Source organism: Streptomyces sp. NBC_01304, assembly GCF_035975855.1.
Lineage (GTDB): Bacteria > Actinomycetota > Actinomycetes > Streptomycetales > Streptomycetaceae > Streptomyces.
Genome location: NZ_CP109055.1, coordinates 143137 through 158938, shown reverse-complemented (window position 1 = coordinate 158938; position 15802 = coordinate 143137). Strand labels below are relative to the sequence as shown.

The following is a 15802-nucleotide window of genomic DNA, read 5'->3' as shown; positions in this document are numbered from 1 at the left end:
GGCTCGTATTGGATAGTTTCACTATTCAATGCGCGGTGGAGAGCCGGTGCCGTCGGCATGCCCGATCAGGTCAGCGCCGTCGTGAACCCGCAGTTGCCGAGTTCGGGGGACCGCATGACAGGGCCGGGGCAGGACAGTGGTCAAGGCGGGCAGGGGGCCCAGCTACCGGGCTACGGCGGCCGCGCCCGCGCTTCTCCCGGCCGCGCTCCGTCCCCGGCCTCGACAGGCCATCTGACAAGGAGCAACGACACCAATGCGAACCACTATTCGTGCAGGCCGCGGCGATCGCCGCGCTCCGCTCGTCTTAGTCAGACTTGTAGCCGTGCTGGCCGCGGCGTTGGTCACGCTCACCACGCTGAGTTCGGTCCCGGCTGCGGCTGCGGACCAGGAGATCTGCGGGCACACGGTCCGCGGTGAAATCCTCGCCAAGTACCTCGGCATGGGTGGCTGGGACTCGCAGCTGAAGTGCCCGACCACGGAAGAGCTGCCCACGCCGGACGGGCGGGGCGCGTACACGGTGTTCGAGGGAGGGTCGATCTACTGGTCGGAAGCCACGGGTGCGCATCCGGTGTGGGGCGCGGTGCGTGACGCCTGGGCACGCCAGGGCTGGGAGGGCGGCAAGTTCGGCTACCCGGTCGGAGACGAGCTGCAGAACCCGGACGCCCGGGGCATCCGGCAGCAGTTCCAAGGCGGGACGTTCTACTGGCACCCCACGAAGACCGCGCGCGCGTACGGGGTGAGCGGCCGGATCGGCCAGCTCTGGGGGCAGTGGGGATATGAGCGCGGGGCCTTCGGATATCCGACGTCCGACGAGTACAACACCGACGCAATCGGCGGCTCCGATTCCCAGCACACGGGTGTACGCCAGAACTTCGAGTACAGCAGGTTCATCGTCTGGACCAGCGGTCACAGCGACGGCTACTACGTGTGCCGCAGCGAATGCGTCGGCTACGGCGGGATGACCAACAAGGCGTGGGTGGCGAAGACCGAGGTCTACCACAGCCTGGCCTCCGGCCCGGACCCGTACGCAGGCTTGCGCTCCGTCCATGTGACGCCGACCGAGGCCGGGTTCAGCCACGCGGACGACCACCTGCAGGAGCTGTGGGGCCAGGTGTGGTCGGTCATCCCGTCGCCCTCGCCCGCGTTCAGCGCGGACGAGCAGGACGTCGTCTCCAAACAGCTCTACTGCCACTCGGTCTTCGCGTTTACCGATCCCTTCGGCGATGGCCGCTTCGGCGGACCGACGTGGGACCTGGAGACCTGGCGCCCGAACTGGGACTGGGACTCCTACAAGTGGCTGCGGGTCAAGTGCAACCCGGGCTGGCCCGCGGAGGAGTGAGCCCTCGGCGACGAGGACCTGAGGCCCTAGCAGACGTGGCCCCCTGGCAGCCGTGGGTGGTGGGTGCTCACCACCCGCCCGCCCAGGGGCCGCGTCGTTCGCTTCCCTCCCGGGAGGCGCAGGTCGCGCATCGGCGTGCTGGACCCCGTCGCCCTCGAGTGCGGAATCCCGCAGGTCTTTCCACGGGGGCTCCTTGGCAATGACGAGCTACTTCAATGCGGTCTTCAGCGCATTGGCAGTGGAGCCGAGCCTGAGGTTGTGGAGGGGACCTGCCAGCGAAACGTGAGGCCGTCGCCATCCACGTAGAGGAACCCGTCGTCGGCTGTCTCGCTACCTCCCCCATTCAGGGGGCGTATGGGAGCACTGGGAACCCTTGGGCGGGTGTGTCTGTCTACGGACCGGCTTGATGGGCCGTAGAGCTGGCAGGGCCCAGACGTCGACCTCCCTCGGAGGACTCATGCCCCGCAAGCCCGCCTTCGCTGATCTTCCCCGCCGAGGCTTCCTCGCCCTGGGCGCGGCAACGGCCTCGCTGCCGCTTATCGGCACCGCCGACGCGCGAGCCGCTCAGCCGACGGCGCCTGCGGGTGAACCGCTGCGCGTCGGCGTGCTGTTCAACCTCAGTGGTCGCCGCCGTGTCCAGGGCGCACGGCAGCTGCTCGGGGTGCGGTTTGCGGCTGAGCGGATGCGCGATCTCACCGGCGAGCGCGTGAAACTCGTAGTGGTCGACACCCAGGGGAAGCGTGCCGTCGCACGTGAGGGCGCCCGAGAGATGGTGCAGGACGCGGGCGTGCACGTACTCATCGGCACGTCGGCCATCGCCACATCGTTGGAGGTGGCCGCCGTGGGCCAGGCTGCAGGCGTGCCCGTGGTGATGCCCTCGGCCGGGTCCCGGCCTAAGGAGCCCTATGTGTTTGGGTGTAGCTCTCCCTGAGTGAGATCGTTGCGGTGGGTTGTTGCTGCCGGGGTTCGTTTGCCGGATCGTCGTGTCCAGGGTTCGGGGCTGGGAGGCGGCGATGGTGTCGTGGCTGGAAGAGCTGGAGCGGCGGGATGCTGCCGCACGAGATCGAATCGCTGAACTGCGTGGCCAGATCAAGGAGTTGACGGTCCTCCTGGTCGTGCAGGAAGAGGTGGCCTCCCGGCTGGGGATCACGCGGGAGACGATGAGCGAGATCCTTTCCGGGGACAGCACGGTGACCGGGCCGGAGGCTGGCGGGAGCGATGAGGTGGAGCCGGCGGCTGGGCCGGTGACCGGTGCCGGATCGCCGGTGGGGGTGCGGTTGGTGCCGACCTGGTCGGCGGAGGTGGACGCGGAGGTGTTGCCGCCCTCGTACCGGGACATCGTGGAGATTCTTGGCGATGCGGTGCATCCGATGCGGGCGCATCAGCTGTGCTCCGTGCTCGGGCTGTCGACGGACAAGAGCAAGGTGGAGGGGTTCCGTTCGAAGTTGAAACGGCTGGCGGAGCGGGACTGGATCGCGGAGGTGGAGCCGGGGTTGTTCGCTTCGCGGGATACGGCACCGCGAGGGCGTGCGCCGGGGCGGGGGAACGACCCCGCGGTGTCGCCGCGCGCCGGTGAGTAGGAGGGCTCTCGCGCCTAGCGTCGAGGGTGACGAAACCATTCGATGCCCCGGAACGAGAGCCCGATGGAAGACTACGAGCACGCCGCGATGGCTGACCCGTTTGCCCGCGCGGTTTCTTTCTTCACTCAGCTGATCTGCGACCTCTCCGGTCCCGCCGCGCTAATCCTGCCCCATCAGGATGTGGAGGAGATGGCCGCGGCTCAGGGCCGGGAGCTGGCCCGGCTGTTGCTGCAGGCCCACCTTGATCTGCGCGCCCGCCGGGAGGAGGCGGAGCTGACCGTACTGGACACATGCTCGCGTGCGGCCCTGGCCGGCGGACGCACCCGCTTGGAGAGCGGGCATCACCGTGAACTGGCCACCGTCATCGGGACGGTGAGGGTGACCCGGTGCGCGCTCAGGTCGCCGGGCCTGTCCAACGTCTATCCGGCCGACAAGGTGCTCGGCCTGCCCCGCGAGCGGCATAGTCTCGGGGTGCGCAAGCTGGCGGTGCTCGAGTCGGTGCGCGGTTCGTACGACACCGCGATGGAGGCGATCACCCGCGCCTGCGGGAAGGTCGTAGGCAAACGCCAGATCGAACACCTCGTGCAGCAAGCGGCGGTGGACGTGGCCGCGTTCTATGCCGCCCGCACCCCCACGCCGGCGAGCGCGGCGACACTGCTGGTTTTGTCCGTGGACGGCAAGGGCATCGTGATGCGCCCGGGCCATTTGCGCGAAGCCACCCGCAAGGCGGCGGAGCGGGCGAAGCGGACCTTCCGCACCCGGCTGGCCATCGGAGAGAAGACGGGACGCAAGCGGATGGCGACCCTGGCCGCCATCTACGACGCCGACCCGGCCGTGCGCCGCCCGCACGACATCATCGCCCCACCCGGCGGCCGCAGCACCGCCCGCATTCCGCGCCCGGGGCCGAAAGCGCAGGCCAAGTGGCTGACAGGATCGGTCGAACACGACCCGGAGTACGTCATCGCCGCCGCCTTCGACCAGGCCGAGGCCCGCGACCCGCAGCACCGCAGGTGCTGGGTGGTCCTCGTCGATGGCGCCCGCCACCAACTCGACCTGATCCAGGCCGAGGCCGAGCGCCGCGGCGTGAGCATCCACATCGTCCTCGACCTCGTCCACGTGATCGAGAAACTCTGGGCCGCATCCCGCTGCTTCCACGCCCCCGCCGACCCGGCGGCCGAGGACTGGATCGCCGTCAAGACCGCCCGTGTCCTGCGGGGACGCGCCCAGCAGGCCGCCGACGAGATCCGCGCCGAGGCCGACCGCCACAAGTTGACAGGCGATCAACGGACGGCTGTCGACAAAGCCTGTCAATACCTCAACAACAACGCCGACTTCGTCCACTACGACCGGGCACTCGCCGCCGGCTGGCCGATCGCCAGCGGCGTCATCGAAGGCGCGGCCCGCCACCTCATCGCCGACAGACTCGACATTACCGGCAGCAGATGGAGCGTCCCGGGCGCAGAGGCACTCCTCATCCTCCGCGCCGTGATCAGCAACGGCGATTTCACCGCCTACTGGCGCTATCACGTGCACGAAGAGCACACACGCCTCTATCCCCGCACCGGCCAGGCCGACTACCGCCTGACGGCCTGAACAATCTTCAGAGATACCGTGCGCGGAGACGAGTGAAGGCGGTGGGCGTTGGTCGGCCCGGGAGGAATTTCTTGATCAATTCGGCGCATTCGTGCGGGTCCGCCGTGCTGGTGTCGCATTCGACGTCATAGTCACCGTGCCCATGGACCAGGTCGTACTGCATCGCCGCAAGGCCCGAAGGACGGTCACCACGCGCCTCTTCCCTGCGGATCAGTTCGTCCAGTGAGCAGCGGACGCCGACGAACAGCACATCCTCTGGGGGCAGCACGGTCAGGCAGTCGACCAGCCGCCACGGCTCGCTGAGTACATGATCGACGATGACATCGTTGCCCACCTCAGCCATGGCCGCGATCGAGCGATGGAAGCCCATCCTCGTCCGTCGCAGAGCGGTGTCGAGGTCTTCCTGCATCAGATCCCGCTTCGTACGCATGGCGTTGAAGCTGTCGACCGCCAAATGGGAGAAGACGCCGTCGTCCAGGATGTCGAGCAACTCCCCGGCGATGCTCGACTTCCCTGAACTGGAAGTTCCGTTGAGGAAGATGATCCGACCAGCCGTCATGCGGACATGATCACACGGCCTTCCCGACCCGGACGAAGCAGCTACCAGATACGGACTTCACGCCCCCTCACTCAGGGAGAGCTACACCCATTGCCTTGTCACTGCCGTTGAATATGGTGATCTTGACCTGGACCGCGGCGTTGCCTTTGGTGTGGCCGCCCGCGGACTCGTCGGGAGTGAAGGGCTTGGGCTTCGAGACGGTGATCGTGACCCCGTCGTCATAGGTGTGGGTCTGGCCGAACTTCAGCGGGGCGGGTGTCTCGTAAACATCGCCGGGGTCCGCGGGCGCGGTGCTTTCCGTGGTCCCGCCGGACTCGTCGGCGGCATCACTGAATGCCGCGATACCGATGACCAGCCAGATGGCCGCGATCACGATCGCGGCGCCGCCGAGGATGGAGCCGGCCACCGCGGAGCCCTTGTTGTCGGCCACGCCCTTGCGGGCCTGGCTGACGCCCATCAGCCCGAATATCAGCGCCAGCGCGCCGAGCGGCGCCCCGAGCCAGAAGGTGAACGGAATGAAGGAGAGGAGAGCGCCGATATTGCCGAGGACCAGGGCCGTGACCCCGAACCCGTTACGCGCCTGGGGCGGACAAGGAGCGGGCTCCCACCCGTATCCGTAACCAGGGGCGGCCGCCGGCCGTCCGAGGATAGGCGGCGGGGCCTGCGGAGCCTCGTCCGGTGGCGAGGACCGGGACGAAAACGGCGGCGGGGTAGTGCTCATGCAGTTAGCGGTCCTTGCGTGATGAGAGATTCGTTCACCCTAGCGAACGACCTACCTCCCCCTTGCCCAGTCCGCGGTGGCCGACTGCATATCGTCGCCCCGCTTGGTCACCGTCGCTGTGCGGGACGCGACGCGCCGACTGGCACCTAACGTCCTTGGGCGAAGACCGAACACTCCGTGAGGTTCGCGCAGATAGGTTCACGCCAGTTGACTGACTTTCAGTCAAAAGTTGTGGGAAAACTGAAAGCTCGACCGTTCTGCCTGGTCACAGGCTCATACGCTTCTCGTCCCCAAGCCGTGATCGCTGTCGCGCTCGGCACAGTCGGCAGGGCATGTCCGCAGGCCTCGTCGGCTCCCGACGACAAGGAAGGACCCGACCATGAGGAAGATCGCTTCGGTCATCTGCCGCCACTGCCGCCGGTGCATCCCTGACCAGCCGGGCCCCTGCTACTGCGGCAGGCAGCCGTGACACCTACATCCGCTCACGGAGCCCTCGACATGTGCGGTCCCCCGTGGGCTCGACCGGACAGGAAGCCATGGCCCCACCGACACCACCCCAGCCAGGACGGGGACTTCCGCGCGATGGCTGAAGCCACCGCAACCCTCTGTTCGGACAGCGCCCCAACGGCGCCGGCTGCCGGGCCGCCCAGGCGCACCCCGCGGCATCTGCCCTGTCGGCGACCGCTCGACGGCGCCGCGCTTCAAGCCGCCCCGACCACCCTTTGTCAGGCTGCATAGAGCCATAGGTCCCTTACGCCGGCCCGACAGGAGCGGCGAGTCTTGAGGGATGCATACGTATGACGGATACACGGGTCGTGTCGAGCTGCACGGGGACGCGCTCGTGATCGTGCGGGAGGGACTCAAGGCGAAGCTCACCGGCCAGAGCCAGCCGATCCGCCGGGTGCCGTTGGCCGCCCTGTCCGCAGTCTGCTTCAAGGGCGCGACCCGCCTGGTCAACGGGCACCTGCAGTTCGGCTTCGGCGGCCGCCCGCTGCCTCAGCTCAGTGGGAGCACGGCCGCCTCGGAACCCAACACGATTCTGTTCACGCACAAGCAGAAGGACGCGTTCGCCCGCCTCCACGAGTACCTGCTGCACGTCGTCGCCGTCAACGAGAGCACCGGTGTGCACAGCGCAGCTGTTTACGCCGCAGCCGCCGATCCCGCCGACGGCCAGCCCAACCATGCCGCGCCCCCACCGGGCAGCCAGGCCGAGGAGCGGCTCGACATCGCCGAGGCCTCCGCGCGCATGCAGTGGAAGCTGGGCGGTGGGCGGGAGCTGAAGAAGCTTCCCGAGCATCTGTACGACGGCGAGCTGGTCCGCTTCATCGCGCAGGGAAGCTACGCCGACAGGCAGGGCATCGTGGTGCTCACCGACCGGCGCTTGCTCTTCCTGTTCCACGGCCTGGTCAACCAGGCGAAGGAAGACTTCCCACTGCGCTCGATCAGCTCGGTCCAAACTGCCAGCGGCATGCTCAACGGCGAACTGCGGGTGTTCGTCTCCGGCAACACCGCAGTCATCACGGGCATCGTCAAGGGCGACTTGCACCCGCTCGCCGACGCCGTACGAGCAGGCATCTCCCAGGCCAACCCACCGGCAACAGCACCGGCACCGACACCGGAACCGGCAGCCGCCTCGGCGCAGCCCGATGTCCTCGCCCAGATCCAGCAACTGGCCCAGCTCCATCAGACCGGTGTACTGAACACCACCGAGTTCGAGGACAAGAAGACACAACTCCTGGCCCGGCTGTAACTGAGCGGACCTTCCTCCAGATGGATAACTCAAAGGAACACGGCGCGGCATTGCCCCGTCGGGAGCGTGTGTGGGCCGCCATTGTCTGCGCAGTCGGGGTGCTGAGTGTGCTGACCTCCGTCTGGCTGCTTCTGGGCCCGGTGGCTGCTGCCGAACGCGACGAGGCTGCGTACCGGGCAGCGCAGGCGTGCCCGGCCGATCCGATGCAGCAGGCGAACGGGTGCATCAGCCGCCGCGACACCACAGTCACCGGCACTCGGGAGAAGAGCCGCAAGGGCGGCTCGAAGTACTGGGTGGAGATTCCCGGACGGGAGGTGCGGACCGACTCGATCCGCATCACGCACACGTACTCCTTCACCAAGCACGTGCACAAGGGTGACCGGATCACCCTGTTCTCCTGGCGAGGCGAGATCCGTGAGGTCGCCGTCGATGGTGTCCGCTACCGCACCGGCGACAGCCCGCTGCAGAGCTGGGCCCCAGCTCTGGGCTGGGCAACTGGGCTGTTCCCCGCCGGCATCACGGCTGTGCTGGGCGGCCTGTGGTGGCTGGCGCGCGGATCCCGTAGCGCACGCAGCAATCCCTGGCAGACCAATGTGATCGTCCTCGACGGACTTCTTACCGCTGTCTTCGTGGGTGTCTGGGCCTCGGACGACGGCCTGGGTCCCACCACGGTAGAGGGAGGCTTGCTCGTCGCCGGGGTCTCCTACGCTGCGGCCACGCTGATCGCTCTGTGCTGCTGGTCCTGCTTCGCACGCGAGGAGCGCCGCCAGAGCGACACCATCGCGATCACCCCACGGCCCGGCCCCGCCGAGCAGATCATCGACGTCTTCCTGCCGCACGAGGCCGACTACTCCGGCAAGGACCATCTCGTCGTCGAGCCGGGTGTGCTGGCCATGAGCCCCGACCCCACCGGCCGCGTCGCCCGCCGCGCCCTGCCCGATGACCTGACCCTGGTCCGGGGACGCCACCAACAACGCACCGACGGCCGGCACCTCAGCGGCGGCAGATACTCCGGTCCCTACTACGTCGCCGAATGCCGGGCCGGCGGGCGCACCTTGCTCTTCTACGGCAAGAAGCCCGCACTGGAACGCCTGGCCGGAACCCTGGCCCCATGCCGGCCCGCCCCTCAGCCGCCAGTCGGCACGGCACATGTGTGAGGCACCGACCCGGTTGGTCGGTTTGCCATGTTCGCTGGCGGCGGCGAGCGGATACACGCATGTCCAGGAAGCCATCCTGACAGCGGACGGTGCGCTGGAGATCCGCTTCGCACGCCCCATGGGATCAGGCAGCCGGACTCGGCTCGTGCTCTCCCCCATCCCGCAGAAAGATTCAGTGACGGGCCTTCCGTGGCTCCTCGAGAGACAGAAGAGCAACGACAGATGATCTCAGGGCAGAACAACTGGCCTCAGATCATCCAGGCCAGTCACTCGATGGCAACCCGCCACCCTGGCGTTGTCCCTTCCTCTCCCGCCAAGCACGCCAGCCGCTGGCTACGCAAAACACACACGAACCCGCACCTTCTCACCACTCAGGAGCAGTCATGACCTCGATCTTCCGCGCCGTGATGGGAGCCGAGTTCGACCGGCTCCATCCACAGATCCAGCGCCGCTTCTCCGTGGGGCTCGATAGCGGCGAGGCCTGCATAGGACGCGGCGTGATGGACCGCATCTGGCACGGCCGCAGCTTCGTCAAGCCGTTTCTCGCCCTCGGTGGCACCCGCAACATCCTGGTGCCGCGCGCCGGCCATCAGGTGCCCTTCACCATCGAGAACATCCCGTACGCCGACTCGTACGGCCGCGAGACCGTCACCTTCGTACGCACCTTCAGCTTCCAGGGCACCCGCCCGCACCGCTTCGACGCCCAGATGGTCATGAGCCCCAAGGGCGACCGCATCCTCGACTACCTCGGCACCCACCAACACCTCGCCTCCGACCTCCACTTGTCCACCGACAGCAGGGGCGGCCTGGTCATCCGCTCCGGCGAGCATCGCTTCCGCGAGGGCCCGGTGGACCTTCGGGTGCCCGCGCTGATCGGCGGCGACGCCGAGGTACGCGAGTCCTTCGACGACGAGACGGGCCGCTTCCGCATCCAAGTCCGGGTCACCAACCGCCACTTCGGACCCCTCTTCGGATACGAAGGAAGCTTCACCGCCGACTTCATGAAAGTGGAGGACTGTGGGGTGCGCGAGGGGCTGCGCCCAGTCCGCGAGGAGGCCCGCACGTGAGCCCGGAGAGCAAACACAAGGTCTTGGCTGGCGCCCTGCGCACGCGCACCGAGCAGGGCATTACCAAGGCGTCACTGTGCACTTGGCGGAGCACTCGGATCAGTACGCGGACACCCGGGTGATCGCCAACCGGGACACCACGGCTTCCTGCTCGAGCAGCAGTACCGCCAACGGGTTGGCCCATCTCCTTGGCGTAGGACAATTATCTTCAGCCCCTCCGTACACGAGGGGCTTTCACTTGCTCGGAGGTGCACACGAGCTACACGAGCGCACTCCTGGACGGCCGAACCGCCCCACCCCGGCCGAGCGGCCAGGTTCGCACTCCGGAATCGCGGTTACCCACCGGATCACTGCACCACCGGCAGGCACTCGGCGAGCAGGATCTACCGGCTGCTCAGGCTGCACGACACGACCATGGGGTCGGAAGCGATCGATGACGACGCGGACCGAACGAAGTGGCTGCTTCCCGGGCCGGGCCAGCACGACGTCTTCGGAGAACCGCCGGCGGGTCTGCAAGGCGAGCTTCGGCCCAAGGTCGTCGATCACGCGGTCGGCGGCCGACTTCGACACCCCCAACAGCGGAGCCAGTTGTCGCAATGTCGAGTTGGTCCGCCAGTATGCAGCGACCAGCAGCACCCGGTCCTCCAGCGGCACCTTCCAAGGTCGGCCGCGGGCTCAGGCGTAGGCGCCCTCGCGACGCAGTTGGGTCACCAGCTTGCCGAACGCGCGGGGGCTCAGCCCGGTGAACGGGGCTGTCCCGGATGGCTCGGACGCCGTGATCACACCAGCCACTGCAAAATCATTCCGCTGCTGATCAGCTGGCCGGAGCCCGTTCACACCGTGCAAATCAGGCGACTGTGCCTGGCGCATCGTCCAGGATGACGCCATGAGCCAAGATCTGGTGGCGTTCCTTTACGCGCGGCTCGATGAGGAGGCCGACCTGGCCCAACGCTGTGACGGTGACGGTGACGGATGCGGGGAGTGGACCGCTCACGGGCACACGGTCGACTTCTGCCAAGGAGAACTCTCCGGTTTCCATCCCACCATCGCCCTACATGTGGCGATGCACGATCCAGTTCGGGTATTGCGAGAGATCGAGGCCAAGCGCCGCGTGCTCGCCCGCCACGTGCTCAGTCCAGCCACAGGCGACCCCGAACTACCGTGGGACAACCGCGATGACTGCCAGTTCGACGGCGAGGCCTGGCCATGCGACGACCTGCTCGACCTCGCCTCGCCCTACGCCGATCACCCTGACTGCCCCCGACGAACCTGAGACGGAGATCGTTTACGGGACAGCCCCTCGCCGGGGGGGAGTTCACGGCTGCCACCGCTCGCACGGAAGACCGTCCGGACCGGCACTTCACACAGTGCGGTCACACACCCGTCGGATTGCCCTGAACACCTCCGATGCGGCGTTGAGCCGCCGGCAGCACTTTGCCGGCCGTAGTGGCGAGCGTGGCTCCGAGGGCGCTGACTCCGATCAGGGTCAGCCAGAGCGCGGCTGCCCCGGTGGACAGCAACCCGGACAGGGCCACCGGAGCGAGCGCTCCTGCGACCGTCACGGCGAGCTGATTGAGGGCCAGGTACCGGCCGCGCAGCGCGTCGGGGGCGCTCTCCGCGGCGAGGGTCGACGTGAGGGGGCCGCCGAGGACTTCACCGAAGGTGTAGCTGATGGCACCGAGCAGTACGACGCCGACCGCGAGGGCGAGTGCAGTCACGCGGTCGGCGGCGAGGAACAGGAGGTAGCCGGCCGCGAAGCAGGCGTGTCCGGCGGCCAGGACGCGGCTGCGGATCCGCCCGCTGAGCCTCCCGACGACGATGCCTTGGGCGAAGCCGACCATCAGGGTGTTGAGCGTGAAGACCGCGCCGGCGGTCCAGCCGGGCAGTCCCAGCACGTCCACGGCGTAGACCGGTATCGCGATGTTGAGGGCGAACAGGGAGATCGCGAAGCACAGTTGATGGGCGACGAGTGCCAGGTATCGCCGGTCCCGCAGCACACGCCCCCAGCCACCGACAGCGTCCTGGCCCGCCTCGGGACGGGCGTTCGGCACGGCCCGCATCAGCACGAAGGCGGTGACGTAGGACAAGGCGTTGACAACCACGATCGCGGCGTAGGCGCCGCTTGTGCCGAAACTGACCGCGAGGGCGGAGAGGAGCCCGCCGAGTGCGTAGCCCAGGTTGCGTAGCGACCCCAGCAGGCCGAACCAGCGCTCGAGTTGGCCGGGCGCGGCCAGCGCCGTGACGGTCACGCCGTAGCAGCCGAAGAACACTGCCCGTCCGGCACTGTTCAACCAGGCGCAGAGGACGATCTGCCATGTCTGGCCCGAGAGGAGGTACCCGGCGAAGCCGAGCGCCTGGGCCAGGTTTGCCGCCTGCAGTACCGGCTTGGCTCCGTACCGGTCGACCAGCCCTCCGGCCAAAGGGCCTGCGGGGAGTGCCAGCAGCCCGGCCGTGGTCAGTGCGGCGCCCACCTGCACCAGCGTCAGCGACGTCGTGGTCAGGAAGTACAGCATCGAAACGGGGACGAAGACACCGGTGCCGATCGAGTCGATGACGATCGCTGCGACGAAACGGCCGTGCCGGGCTATCGAGGGACGGATCGCGTAATCGGGAAGAGACACGACCAGGAAGGTATAGATTCTATATCGGTATCTACAACGCTACCGGGAGTCCTGCATGAGTAAGGCCTACAACGTCATGGCAGCGACCTGCCCCAGTCGCACCGTTCTGCACAGGATCGGGGCGCGCTGGACGGTGTTCATCGTCAACGCGCTGGACAACCGGCCCATGCGATTCACCCAACTCAAGGCGCACATCCGGGGGATCACCCCCAAGGCACTCACCGAGACGCTTCGCGCGATGGAGTACGACGGCCTGGTCTCTCGCACCGAGACTCCCGGACATCCCCCGCATGTCGAGTACGCCCTCACCGACCTCGGCCGCTCCCTGCTGACACCCTTACGTGCCGTCCGGGAATGGGCCGAGAGCCACGTCCCCGACATCGAACGCGCCCGCGCACAAGCCGACGCGCAACGGTGAGCCCGTTCACCGAGCGGTGCGGCTCCCCCAAGGCACTCGACATGCGCCACGCCGAGCGGGCACACCGCTCACGCCGCAACCGGCGCAGACACAAGACGCAGCGGACCATAATTCGTTCAAGGACCTGCGGGCTGTGGCCACCCGCTTCAACAACACGGCGCACATGCTTCACGGCACCGTGACGTGGCGGCCCTGCGCCTGCGCCCGTAGCTCTGGCCGCAGCACGCACCGCGCGACAGGGCGCCGACCGTCCAACACCTGCCCCTGCGCTGCTAGTTGACGTCGATCAGGCCCCGCAGGACTCTCACCAGGACGGCGGCGCCGAACGGAAGACGAAGCCGCCACCGACCCCCTGCCCCCCGTCCGCGTCCTGCTCCTCCCGCACGCGGACGAGGACCTGTGGAGCGAAGAGCACGGGACCTGCTCTCCCCCGCCTGAGCACCTCGGCAAGGGCCGCACCGCGGTGTCGCCCTCGCCGAGGCGCTCCCCCCTCAGATCCAGGGACGCTCAAGCCCATGACGGGCGCCCCTGCCACCACCCTCCGGCCGGGGCGCCTGCTGACAGGTCCTAGACCGGCAGCAACCGGCCCACCAGGGCGCTCAGTTGCCGCACCGTGCGGCACTCATGCATCTCCACGACGTCCGCGTACGCCCCGGCCGCCGAGTCGCCGGTGTCCCACTCGGAGCGCGACTCCGGGTTGAGCCAGTGGACACGGCGAGCAGTGCGCCCGATGCGGCGCACAGCCGCGACGTTGGGGTCCCTGTGGTTGGTGCGGGCGTCGCCGAGGACGAAGACCGAGGTACGGGGGCCGAGCGCCCCCTCGTAGCGTTCGACGAACTCGCCGAGCGCCGCCCCGTAGTCGCTGCTGCCGTGCCAGCCGGTGACCGCCGCCTGGGTGATCCGCCCGCCCAGGCCGTCCGGGTCGGCGGTGCCCCGGGCGATGAGGTCGGTCACCTCGTCGATGCGGTTGACGAAGGCGAACACCCGGACCTTGCTGAACTCATCATGCAGTGCCTGCACCAGGAGCAGGGTGAAGTGCGCGAAGCCGGCCACCGAGCCCGACACATCGCAGAGCAGCACGAGTTCGGGGCGGGCCGGCCGTCGCTTACGCAGCACCGGGCGCATCGGGACGCCGCCCGTGGACAGCGAGCCGCGCAGGGTCCGGCGCAGGTCGATGCGGCCGCGCGCGGCGCGGCGTCTGCGGGCCGCCAGCCGTGTCGCCAGTTTGCGGGCCAACGGGTGAACCGTCCTGCGTAGCTCGGCCAGTTGGGCCTTGCCCGCATAGAGCAGGTCTGTGCGGTCCGCGGTGGTGAGGGGCATACGGCGGGCGATGTCATCGGCGCCGCGCCGCTCGGCGGCCCGGCGCCGCACCTCACCGCGCACCTGTTCACGGAACGCCTCGATCCGGCGTCTGATCTCGTCGGCCTCGATACGGTCGGTGAAGGCCGCACTGTTGCCCGCCCTGACGTGTGCCCTCGCCTGTGCGAGGACGGTCTGCGGGCGCAGCCGGTCCAAGGTCTGGTGCGCGGAGTATCCGTCCGAGCCGGGCGTCGCACCGTACCCGCCGAGCCCGTCGACGGCCTCCGCCGCCAACTGGGCCATCGTCGCGCGGTCGTTGGCGGCGAGCGCCCGTGCGAGGCGCTCGCGCAGCTTGTCCCGGTCGAAGGTGTCGGGCCCTCTTGGCGCTACGTCGACGGCGCGTGGGAAGTGCAGATCGAAGACCGGGTCGAAGACGACGCGCTGCCCCTGGTCGTGCAGCAATGCCGCGGCGAGCCCTTCTCGCAGATGCTCTCGCCGGTCCAGGCCGAGCGCCGCCACGGCCTGCGCCGCGTCCACACTCTCGCCCGTGCCGATCCGGATGCCATGCTCACGCAGCGCCCGTACCAGGGACGTCACCCGGTCCGCGACCGGTGGGGTGCTCACACCGCATCCAGGTCGAGCTTGGCCGACGCCGTCTGCACGTCTTCCTGGTGCTTGAGGATGACGCCGAGGGACTGACGTACGACCTCCTCGTCAAGACGCTCCGCGCCGAGCGCGAGCAGCGTGCGCGCCCAGTCGACGCTCTCCGCCACCGACGGCGCCTTGCGCAAGTCCATCGCACGCAGCGCGCCCACCACCCTCACCAGGGACTTGGCGAGCGCCTCATCGAGGTCCGGCACCTTCAGGGCGACGATCCGGCGCTCCAGTTCCTCCTCGGGAAAACCGATGTGGAGGAACAGACAGCGGCGGCGCAACGCCTCGGACAGCTCGCGGCTCGCGTTCGAGGTGAGCACGACGAAGGGACGGCGCGTGGCACTGATGGTTCCCAGCTCCGGCACCGTCACCTGGAAGTCGGAGAGCACCTCCAGAAGTAGGCCCTCCACCTCCACGTCCGCCTTGTCCATCTCGTCGATGAGCAGGACCTTCGCGTCGTTTCCGCGGATTGCGGTCAGCAGCGGGCGGGTGAGCAGGAACTCCTCGCTGAAGATGTCCGTGCGGGTCTGGTCCCACATCTCGTCGCGGCCCGCCGTGATGCGCAGCAGCTGTTTGGCGTGGTTCCACTCATACAACGCGCGCGACTCGTCGATGCCCTCGTAGCACTGCAGACGGATCAGGCGTGCGTCGCTGATCGCGGCGACGGCCTTGGCGAGCTCCGTCTTGCCCACCCCGGCCGGGCCCTCCACGAGCAGCGGCTTGCCGAGCCGGTCGGCCAGGAACACAGTGGTGGCGACCGCGGGTGAGGCCAGGTAGCCGGTCTCGGCCAGGCGCGCGGTGACATCGTCCACAGAGGTGAACAACGGGGCCTCCCACTCGGTGCGTTACGGGCCCGCCCACCTGATCATCTCGGGCCTGGTCCCACAACGGCCCGGCACCGTTCATGGCGAACATCACGCCCCACAAGGTCTGGGGCACAGGTTGTAGGTCCCGAGCGCGCGCGGCCGCGGACACCTCGCCCGCGCCGTCGCCCTGCATGTCCTCCCCTTCCGGTTGACGTCTCCCGACCCCTTGCAAGTGCGC

14 protein-coding genes and 1 pseudogene are annotated in these 15802 nt (G+C 68.3%); 9 read left to right on the top strand and 6 right to left on the bottom strand.

What is annotated here, in order from left to right; translation table 11 throughout:
• Positions 1-322: 322 nt before the first annotated feature.
• The 4 genes from OG430_RS00700 (at position 323) to OG430_RS00685 (ending at position 4512) form a co-directional block, all read left to right on the top strand.
• Positions 323-1339, top strand: a complete 1017-nt coding sequence (locus tag OG430_RS00700; protein ID WP_327350371.1) for a DUF2599 domain-containing protein — start codon at positions 323-325, stop codon at positions 1337-1339.
• 457 nt (positions 1340-1796) lie between these two features.
• Positions 1797-2270, top strand: a complete 474-nt coding sequence (locus tag OG430_RS00695; RefSeq protein WP_327350370.1) for an ABC transporter substrate-binding protein — start codon at positions 1797-1799, stop codon at positions 2268-2270.
• An 82-nt stretch (positions 2271-2352) separates the two neighbouring features.
• On the top strand, positions 2353-2919 hold the full coding sequence (locus OG430_RS00690) for a helix-turn-helix transcriptional regulator (RefSeq protein ID WP_327350358.1): 567 nt from the start codon (positions 2353-2355) through the stop codon (positions 2917-2919).
• A gap of 63 nt (positions 2920-2982) precedes the next feature.
• Positions 2983-4512: an ISKra4 family transposase gene (locus OG430_RS00685; RefSeq protein WP_327350359.1), complete on the top strand. Its 1530-nt coding sequence runs from the start codon at positions 2983-2985 to the stop codon at positions 4510-4512.
• Positions 4513-4519: 7 nt separating this feature from the next.
• Here the strand turns inward: OG430_RS00685 and OG430_RS00680 are convergent, their stop codons facing one another.
• Both OG430_RS00680 and OG430_RS00675 read right to left on the bottom strand, forming a co-directional pair.
• Positions 4520-5071, bottom strand: coding sequence for a chloramphenicol phosphotransferase CPT family protein (locus OG430_RS00680; RefSeq protein WP_327350360.1), 552 nt, complete (start codon positions 5069-5071; stop codon positions 4520-4522).
• Between the two features lie 67 nt (positions 5072-5138).
• Positions 5139-5792: a DUF4190 domain-containing protein gene (locus tag OG430_RS00675; protein WP_327350369.1), complete on the bottom strand. Its 654-nt coding sequence runs from the start codon at positions 5790-5792 to the stop codon at positions 5139-5141.
• A 787-nt stretch (positions 5793-6579) separates the two neighbouring features.
• Between OG430_RS00675 and OG430_RS00670 the strand changes: the two genes are divergently transcribed.
• From OG430_RS00670 to OG430_RS00660, 3 genes are all read left to right on the top strand, one after another.
• Positions 6580-7542, top strand: a complete 963-nt coding sequence (locus OG430_RS00670) for a PH domain-containing protein (RefSeq protein WP_327350368.1) — start codon at positions 6580-6582, stop codon at positions 7540-7542.
• A gap of 107 nt (positions 7543-7649) precedes the next feature.
• Positions 7650-8699, top strand: a complete 1050-nt coding sequence (locus OG430_RS00665; protein WP_327350367.1) for a hypothetical protein — start codon at positions 7650-7652, stop codon at positions 8697-8699.
• Between the two features lie 383 nt (positions 8700-9082).
• Positions 9083-9766: a DUF4166 domain-containing protein gene (locus OG430_RS00660; protein WP_327350366.1), complete on the top strand. Its 684-nt coding sequence runs from the start codon at positions 9083-9085 to the stop codon at positions 9764-9766.
• A 465-nt stretch (positions 9767-10231) separates the two neighbouring features.
• Here the strand turns inward: OG430_RS00660 and OG430_RS00655 are convergent.
• Positions 10232-10558 (bottom strand): annotated as a pseudogene (locus tag OG430_RS00655) (helix-turn-helix domain-containing protein); the annotation flags it as partial.
• Between the two features lie 94 nt (positions 10559-10652).
• On the opposite strand from OG430_RS00655, the gene OG430_RS00650 reads away from it, so the two are divergent.
• Positions 10653-11039 carry a DUF6221 family protein gene (locus OG430_RS00650; RefSeq protein ID WP_327350365.1) on the top strand — a complete coding sequence of 129 codons (387 nt, stop codon included), beginning with the start codon at positions 10653-10655 and terminating at the stop codon, positions 11037-11039.
• Positions 11040-11139: 100 nt separating this feature from the next.
• On the opposite strand, the gene OG430_RS00645 is transcribed toward OG430_RS00650, so the two are convergent.
• Complete coding sequence (locus tag OG430_RS00645; RefSeq protein ID WP_327350364.1) at positions 11140-12387, bottom strand: MFS transporter; 1248 nt, start codon at positions 12385-12387, stop codon at positions 11140-11142.
• Positions 12388-12442: 55 nt separating this feature from the next.
• Between OG430_RS00645 and OG430_RS00640 the strand changes: the two genes are divergently transcribed.
• Positions 12443-12805, top strand: coding sequence for a winged helix-turn-helix transcriptional regulator (locus OG430_RS00640; RefSeq protein WP_327350363.1), 363 nt, complete (start codon positions 12443-12445; stop codon positions 12803-12805).
• 567 nt (positions 12806-13372) lie between these two features.
• Here the strand turns inward: OG430_RS00640 and OG430_RS00635 are convergent.
• Complete coding sequence (locus OG430_RS00635; protein WP_327350362.1) at positions 13373-14728, bottom strand: vWA domain-containing protein; 1356 nt, start codon at positions 14726-14728, stop codon at positions 13373-13375.
• On the bottom strand, positions 14725-15582 hold the full coding sequence (locus OG430_RS00630) for an AAA family ATPase (protein ID WP_327350361.1): 858 nt from the start codon (positions 15580-15582) through the stop codon (positions 14725-14727). Before OG430_RS00630 ends, OG430_RS00635 begins: the two co-directional genes overlap by 4 nt.
• Between the last annotated feature and the right edge of the window lie 220 nt (positions 15583-15802).